The sequence below is a fragment of the Herbaspirillum sp. C9C3 genome (assembly GCF_013359625.1).
GTDB lineage: Bacteria > Pseudomonadota > Gammaproteobacteria > Burkholderiales > Burkholderiaceae_D > Herbaspirillum.
The window spans coordinates 1-20,168 of record NZ_JABFMQ010000013.1 but is presented as its reverse complement, the minus strand read 5'-3'; the positions used below and the strand labels follow the sequence as shown (position 1 = coordinate 20,168).

The following is a 20,168-nucleotide window of genomic DNA, read 5'->3' as shown; positions in this document are numbered from 1 at the left end:
TCATCAAAGATGAATGCCATTCAGCACAATGCTGAATGGCATTCATGCTTTTGCGTCCGGCTATTTGAGAACAGTGTGCGCGCAGAGTGTGCGAAAAACCGTTCTGACCAGGACAGACGCCAGTGTGTGCGTCAAAGATCCAGCACCAGCATCCCCGACCTGGCCCGCGAGACACAGGTGCAGATCTGGTCATTGGCCGCCTTTTCCTTCCTGGACAGGCAATTGTCGCGATGATCCGGCTCGCCCTCCAGCAGCGGTACCACGCAGGTGCCGCAGATGCCTTCGCGGCAGGAGGTATCGATGACGATGCCCTCGCGCGCCAGGATATCGACGATGGGAATACCTACCGGAATCTGCACCACCTTGCCCGAGCTGGCCAGCTTGACTTCGAAGGCAGCATCACCACCGACTTCGGCAGAAGTGGCCGGGGCCGCCGGTGCGGCGAAGTGTTCAAGGTGGATCGCCTCTTCGCTGCGGCTGGCCGCTGCGCACTTGACCACCGCCTCCATGAAGGGCGCCGGGCCACAGGTGTAGACATGGGCTTCCTTGCTGCCGGCTTCCAGGCAAGCCGTGAGGTAGTGCGCCATCTGCGCCGGCATCACCGCATAGTGGAAACGCACCTGCGCGGCGAAGGGGGCATTGTCCAGCAGATCGGCAAAGGCCGCATGCTCGCGTGCCCGCACGAAGTAATGCAGTGTGAAGGGCTTCTGGTCAGCCCAGAGGCGATAGGCCATCGCCAGCAGAGGGGTCACACCGATGCCTGCACCGAAGAGCAGATGTTCCGGTGCGCTGGTGTCGAGCGCGAAGAGGTTGCGCGGCGTACCCACTTCCAGTTCCATGCCCGGCTTGACGGCATCATGCAAGGCCGCCGAGCCGCCGCGCGAAGCCGCTTCACGCTTGACCGCGATGGTATAGCCGCAGCGGTCTTCCAGCGGGCCACACAGCGAGTATTGGCGCATGATCCCGGTCGGCCCGGTGACGTCGATGTGGGCCCCCGGCTCGTAGGCTGGCAGCGGGGCGCCATCGGCGCGCACCAGGCGGAAGGAACGGATGTCGCCGGTTTCATCGGTGAGGGTGTCTACGATCAGTTTCATGAGGCCAATACTCGTCGGTTCATTTCAATTGCGAATGTGCGGTGCGCAGGCTCAGAGCAGGAAGCCCAGGGCGTTGAGGCTGTCCATGGAGTTGATGAGGCGGATCACCTTCTGCTCGATCTTCGGACCCTGGGGCGTGAAGCGCAGGCGATGCGTGAGGTTGGCCACGAACATCGTGTGCTGCTGGCGCTTGTAGCCCACCAGCACCTGGGCCGAGGTGATTTCGACCAGTTCCTCCGACAGGTGCACCGGGACGAAGCGCGACACCGTGCGCACGGTCGCCGCCGCATCCACGGCCGACATCGCGTGGCCCGAGGTCAGGCGTTCGATGCGGATCTTGCGCATGTGGGCATTGTCGTAGGCGTAGTTCAGCGTGGCCGCATAGTCGGTGGTCTCGGGATCGATGGGCACCACGTAGTAACCATCCTCGGTCCACAGGGACTGCCAGGCGGCATAGTCCTTTCGGTCCAATAGTTCAGCTTCCTTCCAGATGAAGGCGATGGCACGCGCCATGGGCGCGGGGATGCCTTGCAGAGTGTCTTGTTGGTTCATATCGATCATTTCTCCATCATCTTTTTCCACATGGCATAGGCTTCGCGCATGCCGGTTTCATCGGTCGAGTGCGACACCTTGTCGCCGTTGTCGTCCACCCATTCGCGGTTCAGGCCGCGATTGACCAGGATGGGCGCATTGCGACCGGCGTAGGAGCCGGTCTGTACGCGTTCCCAGGCTTCGGCGTCATCGGGGCTGCCAAAGCCGAACGGACCCTGGAAGTGTTCGTGGATGCGCAGGCGTTCGCGGTTGGCGATTTCGGGGCCGCCGTCCATGCCCAGGGCCACGTGGCGGATCTGTGTCTCGCCCACCGACACCGGATGCAGCACCCGGAAGAAGGACATCGACATGGCCACATTGGGGAACAGGTTCAGGTTGAAGCCGGCGCCGTGCAGCGAGCGCACGATGCGGCGCACCTGTTCGGGCGGCATGGTCCTGGAGAGTTCTTCGGTGACGTGGGCGAAGCGCTCCTGCAGTTGTTCGCTGCCATCGTCCACATCCAGGTCCACGTGTTCCGGCACCATGATCATGACGCTGTGGCCATTGCCCAGCGAGCGGGTGATGGACTGGTCATCGGTCATGAAGGAGAGCATCTCGGAAGTTTCTTCATCGACCGACGACAGGAAGGTCTTGTGCACCACCGGGAAGTGATAGCCGTCAGTGGTGTTTTCCAGCTGGATCTTCCAGTTGCCCTTGAAGCTGAACTTGTGCTCGCCCTGGACCTTGATGGGGAATCCGGCCCCTTGCTTCATGAACAGGTCGATCCATTTCTTGGCATGGCCGAGAAAGTCCGACAGCGGTTCGATCTCCTGGTTGAAGGAGGCGAAGATCATGCCGTTGTAGCTCTCCGCACGCAGGCTCTGCAGGGGCAGGTCGGCCTTTTCGATGACCTCTTCATAGCCTTCCGGATAGGGCAGGCCGCGCAGCTTGCCATCCAGGCCATAAGACCAGCTGTGATACGGGCAGGTGAAACCGGTGGCATTGCCCTTGTGCTTTTCGCACACGGTGGCGCCGCGGTGGCGGCAGCGGTTTTCCAGCACGTTGATCTTGCCGGTCTTGTCGCGTACTACGATGACCGGCTGACGGCCGATCTGGGCAGTCTTGAAGTCGCCCGGATTCCTGATCTCGCTTTCATGGGCGACCCAGATCCAGGTCTTGTAGAAGATCTTGTCCATCTCCGCTTCGAAGATGGCCGGATCGGTGTAGAGCGAAGGATCCACCACCGCATCCTGTACCAGATCGGCATAGGAGGAATCGGTCTTGCGCGGGTGGAAGCGTAGCGGTGCATTCATGGCTTTCTCCAGTGGCTTGCAGTCGTTGTCAGTGTTGATCTTGGCGAGCTGATGTGATCGGTGATGCTCATGCCTGCTGACTGAGCACGCGCTCCAGGTGCAGGCCGAGCGCGCAGATGCGTTCGTCATCGCCCTTGCGGCCCACCAGTTGCAGCCCGGCCTTGAGCGGGCTGCCGGCGATGGGCACCGGAATGCTCAGGGCCGGATGGCCGGACAGGTTGAAGGGCCGCACCAGCGAAGACAGCATCAGCACCGAGGCGCCCTGGCCGATCGCCGCCAGCGTCGGTGGCAGGGCCGGCAGCGTCGGCAGCAGCAGCGCATCGGCGTCAGCCAGCGCAGCATCGACTTCGGCGCTGAAGGCGGCGCGCACGGCTTCGGCCTGGGCCACGGCTTGATCGCTGGTGGTGGCCGCCGCCGAGAGGCGTTTCTCGATATCCGCCCCCAGCTTGCCCAGGCCCAGCAGATGACCGAAGGCATCATGGGTCTCGCGGTTGATGAGGGTCATGCCGGCTTCAAAGGCGGCGTGCATGTGGTGCGGGGTCCAGGCAGCGCCTTGCCAGCCGCTGGCGGCGAAGGCGGCGGCGACGGCCTCTGCGATCTCGGGATCGGCCTGTACCGTCACCAGTTTTACGCCGGCCTGTGCTACCGCTGCGGTAGCGGCAGCGCGGTCGAAACCGGGGGCGATGCTGGCCATGGCGCTGATGATGAGGTCCATGCTGCGCGCAAACGGGCCCACGCAATCCAGACTGCTCACCGCCGGATACGCCCCGGCGCGGCTGACGCGTCCAAAGGTCGGCTTCAATCCGATCACGCCGCAGCAGGCTGCGGGCAGGCGGATCGAGCCGCCGGTATCGCTGCCGATGGACATATCCACCAGCCCCGCGCCCACGGCCGAGGCCGAGCCGCTGGAGGAGCCACCGGTCATGCGGCTTGCGTCCTGTGGATTGACGGCGGTGCCGTTCCAGTCATTGATGCCGGTCATGCCATAGGCCAGTTCGTGCATGTTGGCGCGGGCGGTGATTTGCCAGTCGGCCTCCAGCAACTTGCGGACCACATCGGCGTGGGCCGTGGCCGGTGGTGCGTCGGCCAGCGCGGCGCTGCCGCCGCAGGTGGGTTGGCCGGCGATGTCGATGCAATCCTTGATGGCCACCGTCGGGCCGCTGCCCCCCAGGTGGAAGCGCGAGAGCAGGGCGTTGCCGGTGCCGGGGACGGTGCGCGGGGTGGCGTTGCTCATCCTGCGGCTCCCAGGCAGACGATGCGGGCCTGTTCTTGCAGGGTGGACTGCTCGCGGCGCTTGCGGGCCGAAACAGGGGCTGACACTGTCGTCTGCCGGGGAGAGGAAGACATGGGCTGAGGGTTCATGGCGCTGCCGTTCAAATGGGGGCGTACAGGCTGGCAATCCACGCGGGAAGCGGGATGCAGGCGGGTTCCTTGGCTGATATGAAGCATTCTAAAAGTCGCCTTAAAATAGATCAAATTGATGTAAAATATTTTTCACATAAGCGGCATGGATAGTGATGGCCGCTTTTCCTTGATATCGCTGATCGGCCCCAGGCCCTGCGCGACCCCTTCCGGAGACTGCTATGGCGACCTTCAACAACATGGACCTGAACCTGCTGCGGGTCTTCCAGGCCATCGCCGACGAACGCAGCCTGACCCTGGCCGGCAATCGCCTGCACCTGTCACAGCCAGCGGTGAGCTACGCCCTGGGACGGCTGCGCCAGATCTTCGATGACCCGCTCTTCATTCGCACCAAGGAGGGCATGCAGCCCACCCCCGCCGCGCTGGAACTGTCCAAGCCCATCAATCGCGCGCTGCAGGCAGTGCAGGATGCGTTGCGCTATACCGAGCGCTTCGATCCGGCCGCCAGTACGCGCGTCTTTCGCGCCTCGATGACCGACGTGGCCGAAATGATGTTCCTGCCGCAGCTGTGCGAACTGCTGACGGCGCAGGCACCGCACACGCGACTGCAGGTGGAGCAGGTGTCGCCGGCGCATCTGGAAGAAGCCCTGCGCACGGGACAGCTCGATTTCGCCTTCGGCAACCTGCCGGCCCTGAAGGCGGTGACCTGCCACGAACTGCTGTTTCGCGAAACCTATGTCTGCATGATGCGCAAGCGGCCTGCGCTGCCTGCGCGGGAACAGTTGCAGCTGGACGAATTCCTGTCGCTCTCGCACGTGCTGGTGGAGTCCGCCGAGAGCAGTCATCACCAGGTCGAGAACTCCTTCCGCAATCTCGGGGTGCAGCGCAAGATCAGCCTGTCGATCCCGCACTTCACGGTGCTGCCGCGCATCCTCGGCAAGTCCGATCTGGTGGCGACCGTCCCGGCGCGTATCGCCAGGCTCTTTCACAGCGAACACCCGGATGTATTCCTCTCCTACGAACTGCCGGTCAAACTGCCGGCGGTGGACATCACCCTGCACTGGCACCCGGCCTTCGATGCCGATGCCGGCAACAGCTGGTTGCGCCAGATCGTCATCGACATGCTGCAGAGCTACGGTCGCAGCAGCTGATCGCCTCCCGTGCAAGGCAGAAGGCCCGCCAGTGCGGCGGGCCGTTCTCCTGCGGGAAGACCGCCGGATGTCGGCCGCGGTCTTCCCTCCTCAAGTCGTCCGTCGTCGTCCGTCGTCGCTCGTTTCAGAAGCGATGACGAATGCCCAGGCGCACTGCGCTCTGGTTGCCGGTCGATGACTGGATGCCGCCACCGAAGACCGGATAGGCGTTGTAGCCCTTGTCGCGGTCATACACGGCGCTCAGGTACAGGTCGGTGCGCCTGGAGATCTTGTAGTCCACCGTCGCCACCAGCGCCTGGGCATTGCCCACGGCCTGGTTGCGCTTCTGGAACTGGTAGGCCGCTGCCAGATCCCACAGCGGCGTCAACGCATAGACCGTGCCCAGTTCATAGGTGGTGGCCTTGGCACTGGTGCTGGTGTTCTTGACCTGAGTGATGACGCCGAAGGGTGTGAAGGCACCGATCTGGTAGCGCGCGCCGCCGCCGTAGATGCGCGTGGAGAAGCTGCCGGTGCTGTCCTTGACGTCGGTGTAGGCCAGTGCACCGCTGAAGGCGCCGCTGTCGTACTGGCCCACGGCGCTGACGGTGCGGCCCGCATTGTTGTTGCCAGCCGTTTCGCCCAGACCGACCATGGCACCGAAGCTCAGGCCACCGAACTTGGCGCTGTTGTACTTGATCGAGTTGTTGGTGCGGTCGCCGCCATAGATGTGGTTGTTCAAGGCCGTGCCGTGGGCGGCATCGGCATGCAGGCCCCAGCCCAGGGAGCCGGCCGGCGACAAGGCGCCCATTGCGTACTGACCACCGATATTGGCCATGAAGTCATACTGGCGGCCCACGCTGATCGATCCCCATTGCTTGCTGCCCAGGCCGACGAAGGACTGGCGGCCGAACAGCAGGCCACCCTGGCCGAGACTGCCGTCATCGGCACCGAAGCCGGTCTCCAGCGTGAAGAAGGCGTTGAGCCCCCCGCCCAGATCTTCTGTGCCCTTGAAGCCGATGCGGCTGCCCTGGGCGATGCCGCTATCCATGCGCAGCAGCGAAGCGCTGCCGCCGCCGGACTTGGTGGCGTTGGAGTAGTAGGTCAGGCCCAGATCGATCAGGCCATAGATGGAGACGCTGCTCTGTGCATGTGCCATCTCCGTGCCGGCCGCGAGCAAGGCGGCGGCCAGTAGTTTCTTCTTCATGTGACAAGGCTCCCTGTGGTGTTGCGGTGTGATGGTCGCGCTGCGTGTCGGAGCAAGCCGATCCGCAGCGACGAACGCAGCCTGTAGTGGTGGAGGTCTGCGTGGCGTGCATGACATCTCGTCATGTGCAGCCATCATAGGAAGCGCATTTGCGTCAGATCAAATTGATGCAGCCGATAGCGGGAATAAGCGTCATTCATGCACGCGGCCGATGTGGCATCGACTCTCGAATCCGGTGCATGAATCGGCCTTCAGGCGGGACAATCGTGCAGAACCTCACCATGCAAGTGCGCGCAATCACCAAGCCGGCGCGTCGCTTGTGAACCCTAAAGCTATCTTTAGGTGTGGCGTTGGACCAACGGCAGCGTGAAGCAGAAGCGAGTGCCGCGTGGCTTCTCCTCTTGCACGTGCGCTGCTGCACCCTGCACCTCTCCGGGTTGTGCCCAGATGTCGCCGCGATGGCGGGCAATGATGTTCTTGCACAGTGCCAGGCCGATGCCGTTGCCGCTGACCTTGGAAGAGAAGAAGCCATCGAAGAGCCGCTCGCGATGACCGGCATCGATACCGCGTCCTTCGTCGGCCACGGTCAGCAAGGCATTGCCGCCGCTACGGGCAGTACCGATGCGTACATGGCGCGCACCCTCGGGGAATGCCGTCATCTCCTCGATGGCATTGAAGGCGAGATTCAAGATCACCTGGCCGATCAGCACCTTCTCGCAACTCACCATCAAGGGCTGCGTCTGCGTTTCGATGTGCAGGTGTACCTTGCTTTCAGCGGCCTTCATTTCGATGAACCAGCGCACCTCCTCGAGGACCGCGTTGAGGTCGATGAGCCCCTCGCTCTGCTCCAGTCGAACCACGTATTCGCGCACGCTCTTGATGATGGTGGCCGCGTGGTCAACCTGGCGGCTGGCGCTTTCCAGTCCCCACACGATCTGCCCGGCCTGTTCGCCCAGAGCCTGGCTGTGGCGGATGCGCAGGACCGAGCCTTCGAGGAAGTTGCGGATCGCCGCCAGCGGCTGAGACAGCTCATGCGCGATGGCCGTCGCCATCTCGCCCATGGCATTGTGACGCGCCAGGTATTCCAGCGCGGCCTGGTCGCGGCGTCGCGCCTCCTCGGCCTCCACCTGGTCCGTGATGTCATGGAAGTGCAGCAGATGGCCCTTGAGGTCGTTTTCGATCTCGATGTAGCGGCACACCGCATGATGCCAGCGCACCAGCCCATCCTTGCGCAGGATCTGGTAGCGCAGCGGGAAGCTGATCGCGTCCGGCAGCGACAGCGTGAGCAACTCCAGCAATTCCTCGCGCGACTCCGGCAGGCATTGCTCGACGAAGTTCTTGGGCGGATTCTGGCCCGGCCGCACCCCCAGCAGCTTGCGCCCGGCGTCGCTCAGGTATTCGATGCCGCCGTCGGAACGCAGGACCGTCACGCCCTCGTCGGAGTCCTGCATGAATTCCTTGAGGCGACTCTCGAGCTTCTTCATCTCGCGCCGTATCTGTTCCTCGCGCGCAATATCGCGGAACTGCACCATGATGACGTCGCGCTCGGTCAGCGGCACCAGCGTGGCAATGGCTTCCGACAGGATCTCGTCACCGTTCTTGGCGCGGTAGCACCACTCGACCATGTTGCTGCCATGGAGCACGGCATCGTGCAGCCACTTGCGGCCGATCTCGCGACGGTATTCGTGCGACTGCCGGCTCATGTCCGGGGCCTTCAGGGGCAGCAGTTCTTCCAGCGTGAATCCCAGCACCTGGCAGGCCGAGGGATTGGCCCAGAGGATGGACTTGGTGCGGGCGTCATGCAGGATGATGCACATGGGCAGCGCCTCCATCATGCGGCGGAAATCGTCGAGCCCGAAGCGGATGGTGTCCTCGGGCAGAGCAGGGGAAGGTGGGGCGGCGGATTGTTCGGACATCGCTTCTCTCGGTCATCGCTTCATGATCTGCCGGAGGGTGTTTGCTCCATGGATGCGTTCACGCAAACAAGGGCACACCGGCTTCGCAGTTCGGGAACAGGCCTAGGGGTTTTCTTTAGAAGACTTCACCTATTCCCCTAAAAAAAACTGCAGCGCTCCCGATTGAACCGGGAGGGGCCGCTCCCTACACTCGACTTCATTCTGATGCAAGCCACCTGGAGAATGCAATGTCCGTGATGGAAAACCCGGCCGCGCTGGCGGTCCGTGAAGAAGATGCCCTGGTCCCGCTGCTGGCCGAGATCCGCGCTCGCCGCGACGAATTCGCCGCGCAGCGCTTCGTGCCCAGGGATTTCATCGCGCAGTTGAAGAAGGTCGGGGTCTATCGCGCCGCCACCCCGCAGTGCTTTGGCGGCAGCGGCATGTCGCCCATGGATTTCCTGCAGCTGATCGAACGGATCTCGGTGGCCGATGCGTCTGTGGGCTGGGTCGCCAGTTTCGGTTCGGCCTCGGTCTACCTGGCCGCCCTGCCCAAGCAAACGCAGGCCAGGCTCTACGCCAACGGCCCGGACCTCACCTTCGCCGGTGGCCTGTTCCCGCTGCAGCCAGCGACCCAGGTCGACGGCGGCTGGATGGTCAATGGCACCTGGAAATTCGGCAGCGGCTGCAAGGGCGCCGATGTCCTGGGCGTGGGTATCGGAGCGGCCATGCCCGGTCAGGCCGGCTCCAAGCCGCGCACCGCCGTGCTGCCGCCGGAGCAGGTCGAGATCATCGACAACTGGGATGTGATGGGACTGGTCGGCACCGGCAGCCATGACCTCAAGGTCAGCCAGCAATTCGTTGCGGATGAGTGGACCTTCATCCGTGGCGGTGCTGCCACCATCGATGAACCGCTGTACCGTTATCCGACCATCGCCTATGCCGCCCAGGTGCTGGCGGTGGTGAACCTGGGCGTGGGACGCGCCGCCATCGACGAGATCAACCAGATGTCCGGCGGTCGTGTGGCCATCACCGGTGCGCCCAAGCTGGCCGACCGTTCCTATGTGCGCATCGAGGTCGCCAAGGCCGAAGCGAAATTGCGTTCGGCGCGCGCCTTCCTCTATGACGCCACCAGCGAAGTCTGGAATTGCATCCTCGCAGGCAACCCCGTCACGCCCGAGCAGGTCAGCCTGCTGCGCCTGACCGCCGTGGAAATTGCCAAGGTCGGCAATGAAGTCACGCAGGCCATGTTCGGTCTGGCCGGCACCACTGCCATCTACAGCAACCACCCGCTGCAGCGCTACCTGCGCGATGCCGCCGTGGTCAAGCAGCACGCCTTCCTGGGCGAGGGCATCTATGACGGTGCCGGTGCGGTCACGCTGGGCGTGCCGCCGATGCCGGGCTTCCTGTAAGCCGCTGCCTTCTCGCATTTTTATTCTCACGTTTTCAGCCCGGAGCCTCCATGAGCCAAATTCCAGACAATGACAAAGAACCGCTGCGCGTCCTCTTCTGTGTCGGCGTGACGCAAAACTTCTTCGACCTGCCCGCCACCGAGACCGGTCCGGTGTGGCAGGCCTATGGCCAGATGATGACCGCCCTGGCCACCATGGATGGCATCAAGGTGCTGGGCACCATGGATGACGATCGCCTGATGGTGGGCAAGTCCGACGACGCTCCCTGGACCTTCTACATCATGGCCGACGTGGTCGACCTCGATACGGTGGTGGCTGCCTGCAACCTGTTCCGCACCACCATGGTCGGTGAACACCGTCTGTGGAAGTACGGCAAGATCGAAGCCCGCGTGGGTCGTGCCCTGATCATTCAGGGCGGCTGATCATGGACAAGAAGATTGCCCTGGTCACCGGCGCCGCACGCGGGCTCGGTGAAAGCATCGCGCGCAAGATGCACGCGGCCGGCTACAAGGTGGCGCTGGCCGACATCGACCTGGAGCAGGTCTCGGCAGTGGCCGCCAGTCTCGACGCAAGCGGCGCCACCGCCATGCCGCTGGCGCTGGATGTGCGCCGCAAGCCCGACTTCATCGCCGCCTGCGATGCCATCGAACTGCGCTGGGGCGGGGCGGCGGTGCTGGTCAACAATGCCGGCCGCTCGCGCGTGGCACCACTCATGGAGATCACTCCCGAGGAGTGGGACGAGGTCACGGCCATCAACATGAAAGGCACGTTTCTTGCGTGCCAGGTGTTCGGCAAACGCTTTGCCGATCGCGGCTACGGACGCATCATCAACATCGCCTCGCTGGCCGGACAGAACGGCGGTACCGCCACCGGTGCGCACTATGCCGCGGCCAAGGGAGCGGTGCTGACGCTGACCAAGGTCTTTGCACGGGAACTGGCGGGGGCGGGGGTGACCGTCAACGCCATCTCGCCGGGTCCGCTGGATTTGCCCATCGTGCGCGAGATCGTCCCGGCCGACAAGCTGGCCGCCACCATCGCCACCATTCCGGTCAAGACGCTGGGCGAACCCGACTTCATCGCCGACGCGGTCCTGCTGCTGGCGTCGCCCGAGGCGGGCTCGGCCACCGGTGCCTGCCTCGACATCAATGGCGGGCTCTACATGCGTTGAGCGGAGCGGCCCTGCGCCGATGTCAGATTGCTGTCCCAGATCGGTGGCGTAGTGGGAAAGCCCGCCATCATCTCAACCAACAAGGGAGAAACACATGCTGCACAAACGTCTGATTGCCACCGCCGCCACTGCCGTCCTGGCCGCTGCCGGAACCCTCGCCAGCGTCGCCGGCAATGCTGCCTTTGCCCAGGTCAGGATCGGGGTCGTGACCTCCTCGACCGGGCCGGTTTCGCTGGTGGGTATTCCGCAAAAGAATACCGTGCCGCTGCTGCCGACCAAGGCCGGTGATCTCAAGATCGAATACATCTCGCTGGACGATGCCAGCGATCCGACCAAGTCGGTCACCGAAGTCAAGAAGCTGATCTCCGAATACAACGTCGATGCCATCATCGGCCCCAGCGGTTCGCCCAATGCCATGGGCGTGATCTCCTTTGTCGCCGAGGCGGGCGTACCCCTGCTGGCCCCGGTCGGTACCGCCGCCGTGGTCCTGCCGATGACGGAGCAGAAGAAGTGGGTCTTCAAGACCACCCAGAACGATGATCTGATTGCCAGCGCGCTGGTGGCGCAGATGGTCAAGAGCAAGATCAGGACGGTGGGTTTCATCACCATCAACGATCCCTTCGGTGAGAACTGGGCCAAGGTCTTCAGTGAGCTGGCCGCCAAGAACAACATCAAGATCGTCGCCAACGAGCGCTATCAGCGTACCGATACCTCGGTGACCGCGCAGACCCTGAAGATCCTCGCGGCCAATCCCGATGCGGTGCTGGTGGCCGCACCGGGTGCCGCCACGGTCCTGCCGCAGACCACGCTGTATGACCAGGGCTACAAGGGCAAGATGTACCAGACCCACGGCGCGGCCTTGCCGGCCTTCCTGCAACTGGGCAAGAACAAGGTCGAGGGCACCATCCTGGCGGCCAGCCTGATGCTGGTGCTGCCGGAGATCCCGGACAGCAATCCCTCCAAGAAGGTCGCCACCGACTACATCGACGCCTACAAGAAGATGTACAACGCCGTGCCCGCCACCTTCGGCGCCAACGTGTATGACGCCGGCCTGCTGCTGGAGAAGGCCATTCCCGTCGCCGCCAAAAAGGCCAAGCCGGGCAGCAGGGAATTCCGGGCCGCCCTGCGTGATGCACTGGAGAATACCAGGGAAGTGGTAGGCACCCAGGGCGTCTACAACATGAGCCCGGCCGACCACAGCGGGTTCGATGAGCGCGGACGCGAACTGATCACCGTCAAGGGTGGCAACTGGACCCTGCTCAAGCCATAAGGACCTTGCCTGCTCCGTCGGCCCCGGCCTCCACGCCGGACCGCCGGAGCGTTTCACCTCCACACGCATCCCGAACCTGGCGCGTCGTTTCCGCTGGATGGCAGCGCGCGCCGGCTCCACAAGGAAGTCGCAATGAATCTCCAAATCGTGGCGCTGCTGGGACAGGACGGCATCACCAACGGCGCCATCTATGCGCTCCTGGCGCTGTCCATTGTCCTGGTCTTCACCGTCACCCGTATTCTGCTGATCCCGCAGGGAGAGTTTGTCTCCTTCGGCGCGCTGACCATGGGCATGATGCAGAACGGCCAGCCGCTGACCGTGGCCTGGCTGCTGGTGGCCATGTGCCTGGGCGCCTGCGCCTTCGATCTCTACGACATGTGGCGCACCAGCCGCCGTCGGCCCGGTCTGTGGCTGCCGGCCAAGCTGGTCTATGCCCTGGTCGTGGCGGGTGTCGCCCTCAATGTCAACTTCTCCACCCTGCCCATGCTGGCGCAGATCGTCATGACCCTGCTGCTGCTGGTGCCGATGGGGCCGCTCATGTACCGCATGGCCTTCCAGCCCATCGCCTCAGCCTCGCCGCTGGTGCTGCTGATCGTCTCCATTGCCGTGCATGTGGCCCTGGTCGGGGTGGCGCTGCTGGTGTTCGGCCCCGAAGGCGCACGCACTGCTCCCTTCACCGACGCCAGTCTGGAAGTGGGCAGCCTGCGCTTGTCCAGCCAGGCGCTGTGGGTGATCTGCGTATCGCTGCTGTTGATCGTCGGGCTGTTCCTCATGTTCGAGCGCACGCTCTATGGCAAGGCTCTGCGCGCCGCAGCGCTGAACCGGATGGGCGCGCGCCTCATGGGTATTTCCCCGGTGTTCGCGGGCAAGGCCATGTTCCTGCTGGCCTCGCTCATTGGCGTAATGTCCGGTGTGCTGATTGCCCCCATCACCACGATCTACTATGACTCGGGCTTCCTGATCAGCCTCAAGGGCTTCGTCGGGTCCATCATCGGCGGGCTGGTCAGCTATCCGGTGGCAGCCCTCGGTGCGCTGGCCATCGGTCTGATCGAATCCTTCTCCACCTTCTGGGCCAGTGCCTACAAGGAAATCATCGTCTTCGTGCTGATCATCCCGATCCTGCTATGGCGTTCTCTGTCGACCCGTCACGTGGAGGAAGAAGAATGAAACCCGCTGCTTCCGCCTCTTCTTCCAAACGTCCGCAGGCACGCTTGTCCTCGCGCATGGCGCTGGGCCTGTTCGTGGTCCTGCTGGCGACCGCCCCGTTCGTGCTGCCGCCGTTCACCATGACCTTGTTGAACAACATCGGCCTGGCCTCGCTGGTGGTGCTGGGACTGGTGCTGCTGACCGGTGTGGCCGGCCTGACCAGCTTCGGGCAGGCGGCTTTCGTCGGTCTCGGTGCCTACTTCTCGGCGGCGCTGTCGGCCAAGATCCTGCCGCTGCCCGCGGCCCTGTTGTGGATGCAGTCGCCCTGGGTGGCCCTGGTGGTGGCACTGGTGCTCACCGCCTTGCTGGCCTATGCCGTGGGCAGCGTCACGCTCAAGCTCTCCGGCCACTACCTGCCGCTGGGCACCATCGCGTGGGGCATCAGCCTGTATTTCATCTTCGGTACGCTGGAGAGCATGGGCGGCCAGACCGGCATGTCCGGCATTCCCTCCATCAGCTTCTTCGGCATCGTGCTCAGTTCCGACCGCGCCATGTTCGGTCTGATCTGGGTGGCCGTGCTGTCGGGCGTGGCGGCCTTGAGCAATTTGCTGGATTCGCGCGAGGGCCGTGCCATCCGCGCGCTCAAGGGTGGCATCGTGATGGCCGAGGCCATGGGCATCGATACGGCGCGCATGCGTATCGTGGTGTTCGTCATCGCGGCCGTGCTGGCGGCGCTCTCGGGCTGGCTGTACGTGCACATGCAGCGCTTCGTCAATCCGTCTCCCTTCGGCCTGGGCTTTGGCATCGACTACCTCTTCATGGCGGTGCTGGGCGGGGCCAGCCATGTCTGGGGTGCGGTGCTGGGTTCCACCCTCATCGTGGTACTCAAGGAGTGGCTGCAGGGCATCCTGCCGGTGGTGCTGGGGCGCTCTGGCAACTTCGAGACCATCGTCTTCGGGCTCTTGATCGTGGTGCTGCTGCAGCGTTCGCGCGATGGCCTTTGGCCTTATCTGGCGCGGCTGGTGCCGGTGCGCAGCCGGCGGCTGGAGATCGATCCGCAAGCCGAAGCGCTGCCGCGCCGCCCCATGCCTGCACCGCAGGAGGTGGTGCTGGATGTGCGGGAGGTGACCCGCAAGTTCGGCGGCCTGGTGGCCAACAACAACATGAGCCTGAAGGTAATGGCCGGTGAAGTGCTGGCCCTGATCGGCCCCAATGGCGCGGGCAAGTCCACGCTCTTCAACCAGATTTCCGGTGTCGATACACCGACCTCGGGCAGCGTGCAGTTCCGTGGCCATGAGGTCACCGGTCGCGGTTCGCGTCATATCGCCGGGCTGGGCATGAGCCGCAGTTTCCAGCACGTGCGCCTGATGCCGCGCATGACGGTGCTGGAGAACGTTGCCATCGGTGCCTACCTGCGCGGCCAGCGTGGGGTGCTTGCCTCCATGCTGCGCCTGGATCGCCAGGAAGAAGCCCGCATCCTTGCCGAAGCCGCCCGCCAGATCGAGCGGGTCGGCCTGAAGGCGCAGATGTTCGAACAGGCGGGTGCGCTCTCGCTGGGTCAGCAGCGCATCCTGGAAATCGCCCGTGCCCTGGCCGCCGATCCCTGCCTGCTGCTGCTCGATGAGCCCGCTGCCGGCCTGCGCCTGGGAGAGAAGCAGGCGCTGGGCGAGCTGCTGCGCAAGTTGCGCGGCGAGGGTATGGCCATCCTGCTGGTGGAGCACGACATGGATTTCGTCATGGAACTGGTGGACCGCATCGTGGTGATGGACTTCGGCCAGAAGATCGCCGAGGGCCTGCCGGAAGAGATCCAGAACAACCGCGCCGTGCTGGAAGCCTATCTGGGCGTGGCCGACGAGGAACAGGCTGCGCCCGCCGACACGGCCATGGGCCAGGCCATTGCAGCAGGAGCACATCATGGGCAATAAGGTATTGGAAGTGCGCGATCTGTCGGCCGCCTATGGCCGGGTGCAGGTACTGACCGGGATCGACCTGTCGGTGGAGCAGGGCAAGATCGTCACCGTGATCGGCCCCAATGGCGCGGGCAAGACCACGCTGCTCTCGGCCATCATGGGGGTGCTCCCCTCGCGCGGCGCGATGGCCTTTGACGGGACCATCCGCCATTCGCCGGAAGTGGAAGAGATGGTGGCTGCCGGCATGACCCTGGTGCCGGAGAAGCGTGAGCTGTTCGCGGAGATGAACATCGAGGACAACCTGATGCTGGGCGCTTTCCAGCGCTACCGCACCGGCCAGCGCGATCACGCGGCCACGCTGGAAGAAGTCTATTCGCTCTTTCCGCGCCTGCGCGAGCGCCGTAGCCAGCAGGCCGGCACGCTCTCCGGCGGTGAGCGCCAGATGCTGGCGGTGGGCCGTGCACTGATGGCCAAGCCGCGCCTGTTGATGCTGGATGAACCGAGCCTGGGTCTGGCGCCGCTGATCGTGCGCGAGATCTTCCGCATCATCGCCGAGCTGCGCCGGCGTGGCGTCTCCATTCTGCTGGTGGAACAGAACGCACGGGCTGCGCTGCAGGTGGCCGATTACGGCTACGTGCTGGAAAACGGCGAGATCCGCATGCACGGACCGGCCAGCCAGCTGGCCAACGACCGTCGCGTGATCGAGGCTTACCTGGGCTTGTCCGGCAAGCATCAGGACAAGCTGGCTGGTTGAACATCTTCCTGATTGAGTGATTGCCATGAGCAATGCAACTTTACCCTCTGCTGCATCACCTGTTGCGCCCTTGCGCATCTGCATCGCCGGTGCCGGCGCCATCGGCGGCACCCTGGCCGTGCGCCTGTCGGCAGCCGGCCATCAGGTCAGCGTCTTGGCGCGCGGCCAGACGCTGCAGGCCATCCGCGAGCGTGGCCTGAGCCTGCATGACCTGCACGGCACCACGCACGCCCGTCCGGTTGCCAGTGACGTCCCGGAGTTTGGCCGGCAGGACGTGATTTTCCTGTGTGCCAAGAGTCAGGACATGTCAGCCTTGCTGCCCCGGATCGCGTCCATGGTGGGCGAAGAAACGGTAGTGATCCCGACCAGCAATGGCGTGCCGTGGTGGTATTTCCATCGCGAGGGCGGGCGCTTCGAGGGCGAGACCATCAAGGCGGTTGATCCCGACGGGGCTCTTGCGCGCGCCGTTGCGCTGGACCGCTTGATTGGCAGCGTGCTCTTCATCACGGCCGAGGTCGAGAGCCCGGGCGTGATCCGTTGTGTCAATCCGCACCTGATGGTGCTGGGCGAGCCTTCCGGCGAGATGAGTGAGCGGCTTATGCGCGTGCGTGCGGCGGTGGAGGCCGCCGGTATTGAAGCCCGCGCTACGGATCGCATCCGCGACAAGCTGTGGACCAAGATCATCGCCAACATCAGCACCAATCCTTTATCGGTCATCACGCAAGGCACCTTGCAGCAACTGTACGGCTTGCCGGAATTGCGCGAGGTAGTCAGCCAGATCATGCGCGAGACCCTGCTGGTGGCCTCCAGCCATGGTGCACGGGTGGATATCGATCCGCTCACCTTCGTGCAACTGGGCGAGGCCATGGGGGCGTTCCGTACCTCGATGCTGCAGGATCTGGAACGGGGCCGGCCATTGGAACTGGCGGCCATTGGCGATGCGGTGCTGGAGATGGCCGAGCGTTATGGCATCCCGATGCCGATCACGCGCGCCATCGTGTCGCTGGCGCGTTTTCGCGGCGAGGCGGCGCAGCAGCATAAAGAGCAGACAGGACAACAGAGAGCGCAGCAGACACAACAACCGCAGCCGGCGGCACGGGCCGCCTGAGCGCGATCACCTCATTTACGGATTCAGGAGTCAAATCGATGAATATCATGCAATTCAGCTATGGCGCAGATAAGCCATCCCACTGCAGCGACGAGGAATGGGCGCTGCGCATCCAGCTGGCGCACTGTTACCGGCTGGTGGATTACCTGGGCTGGACGGAGATGATCTTCAACCATATCTCGGTGCGCGTGCCGGGGCCGGAGCATCATTACCTGGTCAATCCCTTTGCGCTGAACTACAACGAAGTGACGCCGGCCAATCTGCTCAAGGTAGGGCTGGATGGGCAACTGGCCGAACCCTCGGACTACAAGGCCAATCCGGCGGGGTTTGCGCTGCACAGTGCCATCCATGGTGCACGCGATGACTTGCGCTGCGTGATCCATACGCATACCACGCCGATCTCGGCGGTGACGATGAAGAAGAGCGGCTTCGAGCACAATGATTTCTACGGCGCGCAACTGTTCGGGCGCATCGGGTATCACGAGTTCGAGGGCATTACGCTGTTTGCGGAGGAGAAGGAGCGCATGCTGCAGAGCCTCGGGGACAAGCACATCCTGGTCTTGCGCAATCACGGGGTGGCGGTGTGCGAGAGCGATATCCAGCGCGCCTTCTTCCTGTTGTGGACGGTGCAGCGGGCGGCCGAGATCCAGGTGGCGGGACGGTCGATGGCGGGTGAGGATCAGCTGTTGCCGGATGAGGTAAGGCAGAAATGCGCGGACCTGACGCAGCAGCTCATTCGCAATGACGGGTTTGCGGTGATTTTCTTTGAGGCGATTGTGCGCAAGATGTTGAAGGGGGTTTATCAGGTGGGTTGATCTTGCGAGAGATTAATGGGACTGGTCCGGGGGGGAGCGGGTGCCGCCCAATATGGCCCGGAGCCTAGCGACGGGCCAGTCGGAGAAAACAGTGGGGTATTGCAGTGTTTCAGTACCTTGATTCTTTTTTGATCCTGTTTCCTACTTGAATCCATAGGTCTTTGATGTCTGATAGCTGCGCTTTTTGCTTGCGCTTGACGTTGTCGAAGAAGTCAAAGGCGCTGAAGATGAAGACGCCGGGACGCAGCTCATAAAGCGCCGTATGGCACATGCTGGTAGCTCGATACACCGGGCCGTCGTCGAGATAACAGTCTGACTCGGCAGCGTAAATTTTTATCGGATCGGCCATTAGGGGTGTCATTGGATAAGTGAAGAGGGGGGTAAATGTGTAATAGCCGATCTGCTGCTCATCCCGATCGCCCCAACGTTCTTCGTCGGGGACTGTCTCGGCGAAACCCATCGCCCAAATATAGTCCTTGTTAGACGAGATACATAGTTCGCCTAGCCACTTCTTCGTTTTTGTAGAGTGGAAGACGGTGCAGTAGCTATCTGGATAATCTTTGCTAACTGGTTTCATGTTTTTGGACATGTGCCACGCTTTGGGAAAGCGTAAATCCCGGGTAAGCGCGATTGCCTCATTTCTGGAAAGGACTTGCGAAAAAGCAGGGTCTGCAAATATCGGTAGAAAGGCAAAGAGTAATATTCTGATCGCTTGCATATAAGTTTTTCCGATGTCGGTGTTGGTCTTTGCGCCGGAGTTAGGAATTTTTTTCTAGCGCAGAGGTTTTTTTCTGTCGACCTCCCCATCTAGGGTTTATCTTTTTTTGTCGATCTTTTTTCCCACCTCAATCCATAAATTCCTGATGTCCCTGAGTTGGGTCTTCTGTTTGCGCTTCACGTTGTCAAAGAAGTGAAAGACGCTATAAATGAAGACGCCGGTGCGCAACTCATACAGTGCGGTGTGGCACATGCTGGTGGCGCGATACACCGGACCGTCTTCCATATAGCAGTCCGGTTCGGCGGCGTAGTTCTTTATAGGTTTCAAAATAAATGGCGTCATTGGGTAGATGAAAAGTGGCGTGACGCTCCAGTAGCCGACCTCATATTTGCTACGATCGGCCCAGTCCTCCTCTTCAGGTACTTCGTCCCGGATCCCCATCGTCCTGATGAAATTCTTATTTGAAGAAATGCAGAGTTCTCCGAGCCATTGATTTGTCTTGCGTGAATAAAAGACAGTGCAGTATGTTTTAGGAAAGTCTTTTCCTAGCGGTTTCATATTTTTTTGAATGCGCCATGCGGCAGGAATATGAAGGTCTTGCGATAGTGTGGCTAACTCCTTCGTGGAAATTTCGGTTGCCGAAGCGAACGGAGCAAGAACTGCGAAGAGGGTGAAGAACTGAATTCGAATTCTGATCATTTTTTGTCATCCAATAGTATGTTCTGTGCCCAGAGAGTCTCCTTCAAGCGTTCGTCCAGATGATTGGGTTTTCCAGTGGTTCTATTAATTCCGTTGATCGCCGTCGCTACCGCTTGTACCGTGGCCTGATCAATAATTGATGATGTTATTCTTAAGTTGATGGTCTTGAATTTGTTGTCCTGTGCACCAGCCGTCCAATACCATCCGCCCGAATCAATTGCGTTGTAGATATTGATCGAAAGCCACTGCGGATCCGTGACTTTGGGTGCCTTCGCCGGATTAGAAGGATGCCACCAGGTTGACTCAAATGAGGTAGGAGATATCCATCCGCGATACACCCAATACTTCCCATAATTCTCCCGCCCACTAAGCTGCTTGATCCCCCGCCCCCTGAACTTCGGCCCGTCATGTTCCTCGATATTCCCAAGCCTTCCGGTGAGGTAATAGAGATAATCCGTCTTGGCCTTGGGCGTGTAGAACCCCGCATCCTCCGGCTGAAAACTTTCATGCGTTGGATTCCTGGCGAAGCTCACCGATCCCTCCGCCATCATCACGAGAAAGTTGCATTCAACCGCCGCCTCACCCAGAAAATGCGTCATCCGCACCGGTGAATTGATCAGGTACTTGCGCATCACCTTGTTG

Annotated in this window: 18 protein-coding genes and 1 pseudogene; 10 read left to right on the top strand and 9 right to left on the bottom strand. The window is 62.3% G+C overall.

All coding sequences use genetic code 11. From position 1 onward, the window contains the following. Positions 1 to 131: 131 nt before the first annotated feature. From HNO82_RS13505 to HNO82_RS13490, 4 genes are all read right to left on the bottom strand, one after another. Positions 132 to 1,094 (bottom strand): PDR/VanB family oxidoreductase, encoded by a 963-nt coding sequence (locus HNO82_RS13505; RefSeq protein ID WP_008326711.1) that lies wholly within the window; start codon positions 1,092 to 1,094, stop codon positions 132 to 134. A gap of 51 nt (positions 1,095 to 1,145) precedes the next feature. Further along, positions 1,146 to 1,646: an aromatic-ring-hydroxylating dioxygenase subunit beta gene (locus HNO82_RS13500; RefSeq protein WP_034349976.1), complete on the bottom strand. Its 501-nt coding sequence runs from the start codon at positions 1,644 to 1,646 to the stop codon at positions 1,146 to 1,148. A 5-nt stretch (positions 1,647 to 1,651) separates the two neighbouring features. After that, a complete protein-coding gene (locus tag HNO82_RS13495; RefSeq protein ID WP_175344070.1) occupies positions 1,652 to 2,938 on the bottom strand; it encodes an aromatic ring-hydroxylating oxygenase subunit alpha in 1,287 nt (428 codons plus the stop codon). A 67-nt stretch (positions 2,939 to 3,005) separates the two neighbouring features. Further along, positions 3,006 to 4,172: an amidase family protein gene (locus HNO82_RS13490; protein WP_175344069.1), complete on the bottom strand. Its 1,167-nt coding sequence runs from the start codon at positions 4,170 to 4,172 to the stop codon at positions 3,006 to 3,008. Between the two features lie 349 nt (positions 4,173 to 4,521). On the opposite strand from HNO82_RS13490, the gene HNO82_RS13485 reads away from it, so the two are divergent. Next, on the top strand, positions 4,522 to 5,451 hold the full coding sequence (locus HNO82_RS13485; RefSeq protein WP_008326720.1) for a LysR family transcriptional regulator: 930 nt from the start codon (positions 4,522 to 4,524) through the stop codon (positions 5,449 to 5,451). A gap of 124 nt (positions 5,452 to 5,575) precedes the next feature. On the opposite strand, the gene HNO82_RS13480 is transcribed toward HNO82_RS13485, so the two are convergent. Together HNO82_RS13480 and HNO82_RS13475 are read right to left on the bottom strand one after the other, a co-directional pair. Beyond that, positions 5,576 to 6,634 carry a porin gene (locus tag HNO82_RS13480; RefSeq protein ID WP_175344068.1) on the bottom strand — a complete coding sequence of 353 codons (1,059 nt, stop codon included), beginning with the start codon at positions 6,632 to 6,634 and terminating at the stop codon, positions 5,576 to 5,578. 338 nt (positions 6,635 to 6,972) lie between these two features. Beyond that, positions 6,973 to 8,550: a PAS domain-containing sensor histidine kinase gene (locus HNO82_RS13475; RefSeq protein WP_175344067.1), complete on the bottom strand. Its 1,578-nt coding sequence runs from the start codon at positions 8,548 to 8,550 to the stop codon at positions 6,973 to 6,975. 227 nt (positions 8,551 to 8,777) lie between these two features. Between HNO82_RS13475 and HNO82_RS13470 the strand changes: the two genes are divergently transcribed. From HNO82_RS13470 to HNO82_RS13430, 9 genes are all read left to right on the top strand, one after another. Continuing rightward, positions 8,778 to 9,938, top strand: a complete 1,161-nt coding sequence (locus HNO82_RS13470; RefSeq protein ID WP_008326724.1) for an acyl-CoA dehydrogenase family protein — start codon at positions 8,778 to 8,780, stop codon at positions 9,936 to 9,938. 50 nt (positions 9,939 to 9,988) lie between these two features. Beyond that, a complete protein-coding gene (locus HNO82_RS13465; RefSeq protein WP_008326725.1) occupies positions 9,989 to 10,360 on the top strand; it encodes a hypothetical protein in 372 nt (123 codons plus the stop codon). 2 nt (positions 10,361 to 10,362) lie between these two features. Then, the gene (locus tag HNO82_RS13460) at positions 10,363 to 11,106 is read left to right on the top strand and encodes an SDR family NAD(P)-dependent oxidoreductase (RefSeq protein WP_008326726.1); all 744 of its coding nucleotides are present in this window, start codon (positions 10,363 to 10,365) and stop codon (positions 11,104 to 11,106) included. A gap of 94 nt (positions 11,107 to 11,200) precedes the next feature. Next, complete coding sequence (locus tag HNO82_RS13455) at positions 11,201 to 12,376, top strand: ABC transporter substrate-binding protein (protein ID WP_008326727.1); 1,176 nt, start codon at positions 11,201 to 11,203, stop codon at positions 12,374 to 12,376. Between the two features lie 132 nt (positions 12,377 to 12,508). After that, a complete protein-coding gene (locus HNO82_RS13450; protein ID WP_175344066.1) occupies positions 12,509 to 13,543 on the top strand; it encodes a branched-chain amino acid ABC transporter permease in 1,035 nt (344 codons plus the stop codon). Then, a complete protein-coding gene (locus tag HNO82_RS13445) occupies positions 13,540 to 15,447 on the top strand; it encodes a branched-chain amino acid ABC transporter ATP-binding protein/permease (protein WP_175344065.1) in 1,908 nt (635 codons plus the stop codon). The genes HNO82_RS13450 and HNO82_RS13445 overlap by 4 nt, the downstream gene beginning before the upstream one ends. After that, the gene (locus HNO82_RS13440) at positions 15,437 to 16,186 is read left to right on the top strand and encodes an ABC transporter ATP-binding protein (protein WP_175344064.1); all 750 of its coding nucleotides are present in this window, start codon (positions 15,437 to 15,439) and stop codon (positions 16,184 to 16,186) included. Before HNO82_RS13445 ends, HNO82_RS13440 begins: the two co-directional genes overlap by 11 nt. A 25-nt stretch (positions 16,187 to 16,211) precedes the next feature. Next, positions 16,212 to 17,294 carry a ketopantoate reductase family protein gene (locus HNO82_RS13435; RefSeq protein ID WP_175344063.1) on the top strand — a complete coding sequence of 361 codons (1,083 nt, stop codon included), beginning with the start codon at positions 16,212 to 16,214 and terminating at the stop codon, positions 17,292 to 17,294. Positions 17,295 to 17,332: 38 nt separating this feature from the next. Further along, positions 17,333 to 18,109, top strand: coding sequence for a class II aldolase/adducin family protein (locus HNO82_RS13430; RefSeq protein ID WP_175344062.1), 777 nt, complete (start codon positions 17,333 to 17,335; stop codon positions 18,107 to 18,109). A gap of 109 nt (positions 18,110 to 18,218) precedes the next feature. On the opposite strand, the gene HNO82_RS13425 is transcribed toward HNO82_RS13430, so the two are convergent. From HNO82_RS13425 to HNO82_RS13415, 3 genes and pseudogenes are all read right to left on the bottom strand, one after another. After that, the gene (locus tag HNO82_RS13425) at positions 18,219 to 18,827 is read right to left on the bottom strand and encodes a hypothetical protein (RefSeq protein ID WP_241822715.1); all 609 of its coding nucleotides are present in this window, start codon (positions 18,825 to 18,827) and stop codon (positions 18,219 to 18,221) included. 96 nt (positions 18,828 to 18,923) lie between these two features. Further along, positions 18,924 to 19,526 (bottom strand): hypothetical protein, encoded by a 603-nt coding sequence (locus HNO82_RS22275; protein ID WP_241822716.1) that lies wholly within the window; start codon positions 19,524 to 19,526, stop codon positions 18,924 to 18,926. After that, positions 19,523 to 20,168, bottom strand: a pseudogene (locus HNO82_RS13415) (peptidoglycan DD-metalloendopeptidase family protein); the annotation flags it as partial. The pseudogene HNO82_RS13415 and the gene HNO82_RS22275, both read right to left, overlap by 4 nt.

Bases quoted from the DNA above. Each gene is read 5' to 3' on its own strand.
- HNO82_RS22275 (WP_241822716.1), bottom strand. From the start codon at position 19,526: ATGATCAGAATTCGAATTCAGTTCTTCACCCTCTTCGCAGTTCTTGCT.
- HNO82_RS13495 (WP_175344070.1), bottom strand. From the start codon at position 2,938: ATGAATGCACCGCTACGCTTCCACCCGCGCAAGACCGATTCCTCCTAT.
- HNO82_RS13505 (WP_008326711.1), bottom strand. From the start codon at position 1,094: ATGAAACTGATCGTAGACACCCTCACCGATGAAACCGGCGACATCCGT.
- HNO82_RS13460 (WP_008326726.1), top strand. From the start codon at position 10,363: ATGGACAAGAAGATTGCCCTGGTCACCGGCGCCGCACGCGGGCTCGGT.
- HNO82_RS13465 (WP_008326725.1), top strand. From the start codon at position 9,989: ATGAGCCAAATTCCAGACAATGACAAAGAACCGCTGCGCGTCCTCTTC.
- HNO82_RS13445 (WP_175344065.1), top strand. From the start codon at position 13,540: ATGAAACCCGCTGCTTCCGCCTCTTCTTCCAAACGTCCGCAGGCACGC.
- HNO82_RS13485 (WP_008326720.1), top strand. From the start codon at position 4,522: ATGGCGACCTTCAACAACATGGACCTGAACCTGCTGCGGGTCTTCCAG.
- HNO82_RS13430 (WP_175344062.1), top strand. From the start codon at position 17,333: ATGAATATCATGCAATTCAGCTATGGCGCAGATAAGCCATCCCACTGC.
- HNO82_RS13440 (WP_175344064.1), top strand. From the start codon at position 15,437: ATGGGCAATAAGGTATTGGAAGTGCGCGATCTGTCGGCCGCCTATGGC.
- HNO82_RS13450 (WP_175344066.1), top strand. From the start codon at position 12,509: ATGAATCTCCAAATCGTGGCGCTGCTGGGACAGGACGGCATCACCAAC.
- HNO82_RS13455 (WP_008326727.1), top strand. From the start codon at position 11,201: ATGCTGCACAAACGTCTGATTGCCACCGCCGCCACTGCCGTCCTGGCC.
- HNO82_RS13425 (WP_241822715.1), bottom strand. From the start codon at position 18,827: ATGCAAGCGATCAGAATATTACTCTTTGCCTTTCTACCGATATTTGCA.
- HNO82_RS13490 (WP_175344069.1), bottom strand. From the start codon at position 4,172: ATGAGCAACGCCACCCCGCGCACCGTCCCCGGCACCGGCAACGCCCTG.
- HNO82_RS13500 (WP_034349976.1), bottom strand. From the start codon at position 1,646: ATGAACCAACAAGACACTCTGCAAGGCATCCCCGCGCCCATGGCGCGT.
- HNO82_RS13480 (WP_175344068.1), bottom strand. From the start codon at position 6,634: ATGAAGAAGAAACTACTGGCCGCCGCCTTGCTCGCGGCCGGCACGGAG.
- HNO82_RS13470 (WP_008326724.1), top strand. From the start codon at position 8,778: ATGTCCGTGATGGAAAACCCGGCCGCGCTGGCGGTCCGTGAAGAAGAT.
- HNO82_RS13475 (WP_175344067.1), bottom strand. From the start codon at position 8,550: ATGTCCGAACAATCCGCCGCCCCACCTTCCCCTGCTCTGCCCGAGGAC.
- HNO82_RS13435 (WP_175344063.1), top strand. From the start codon at position 16,212: ATGAGCAATGCAACTTTACCCTCTGCTGCATCACCTGTTGCGCCCTTG.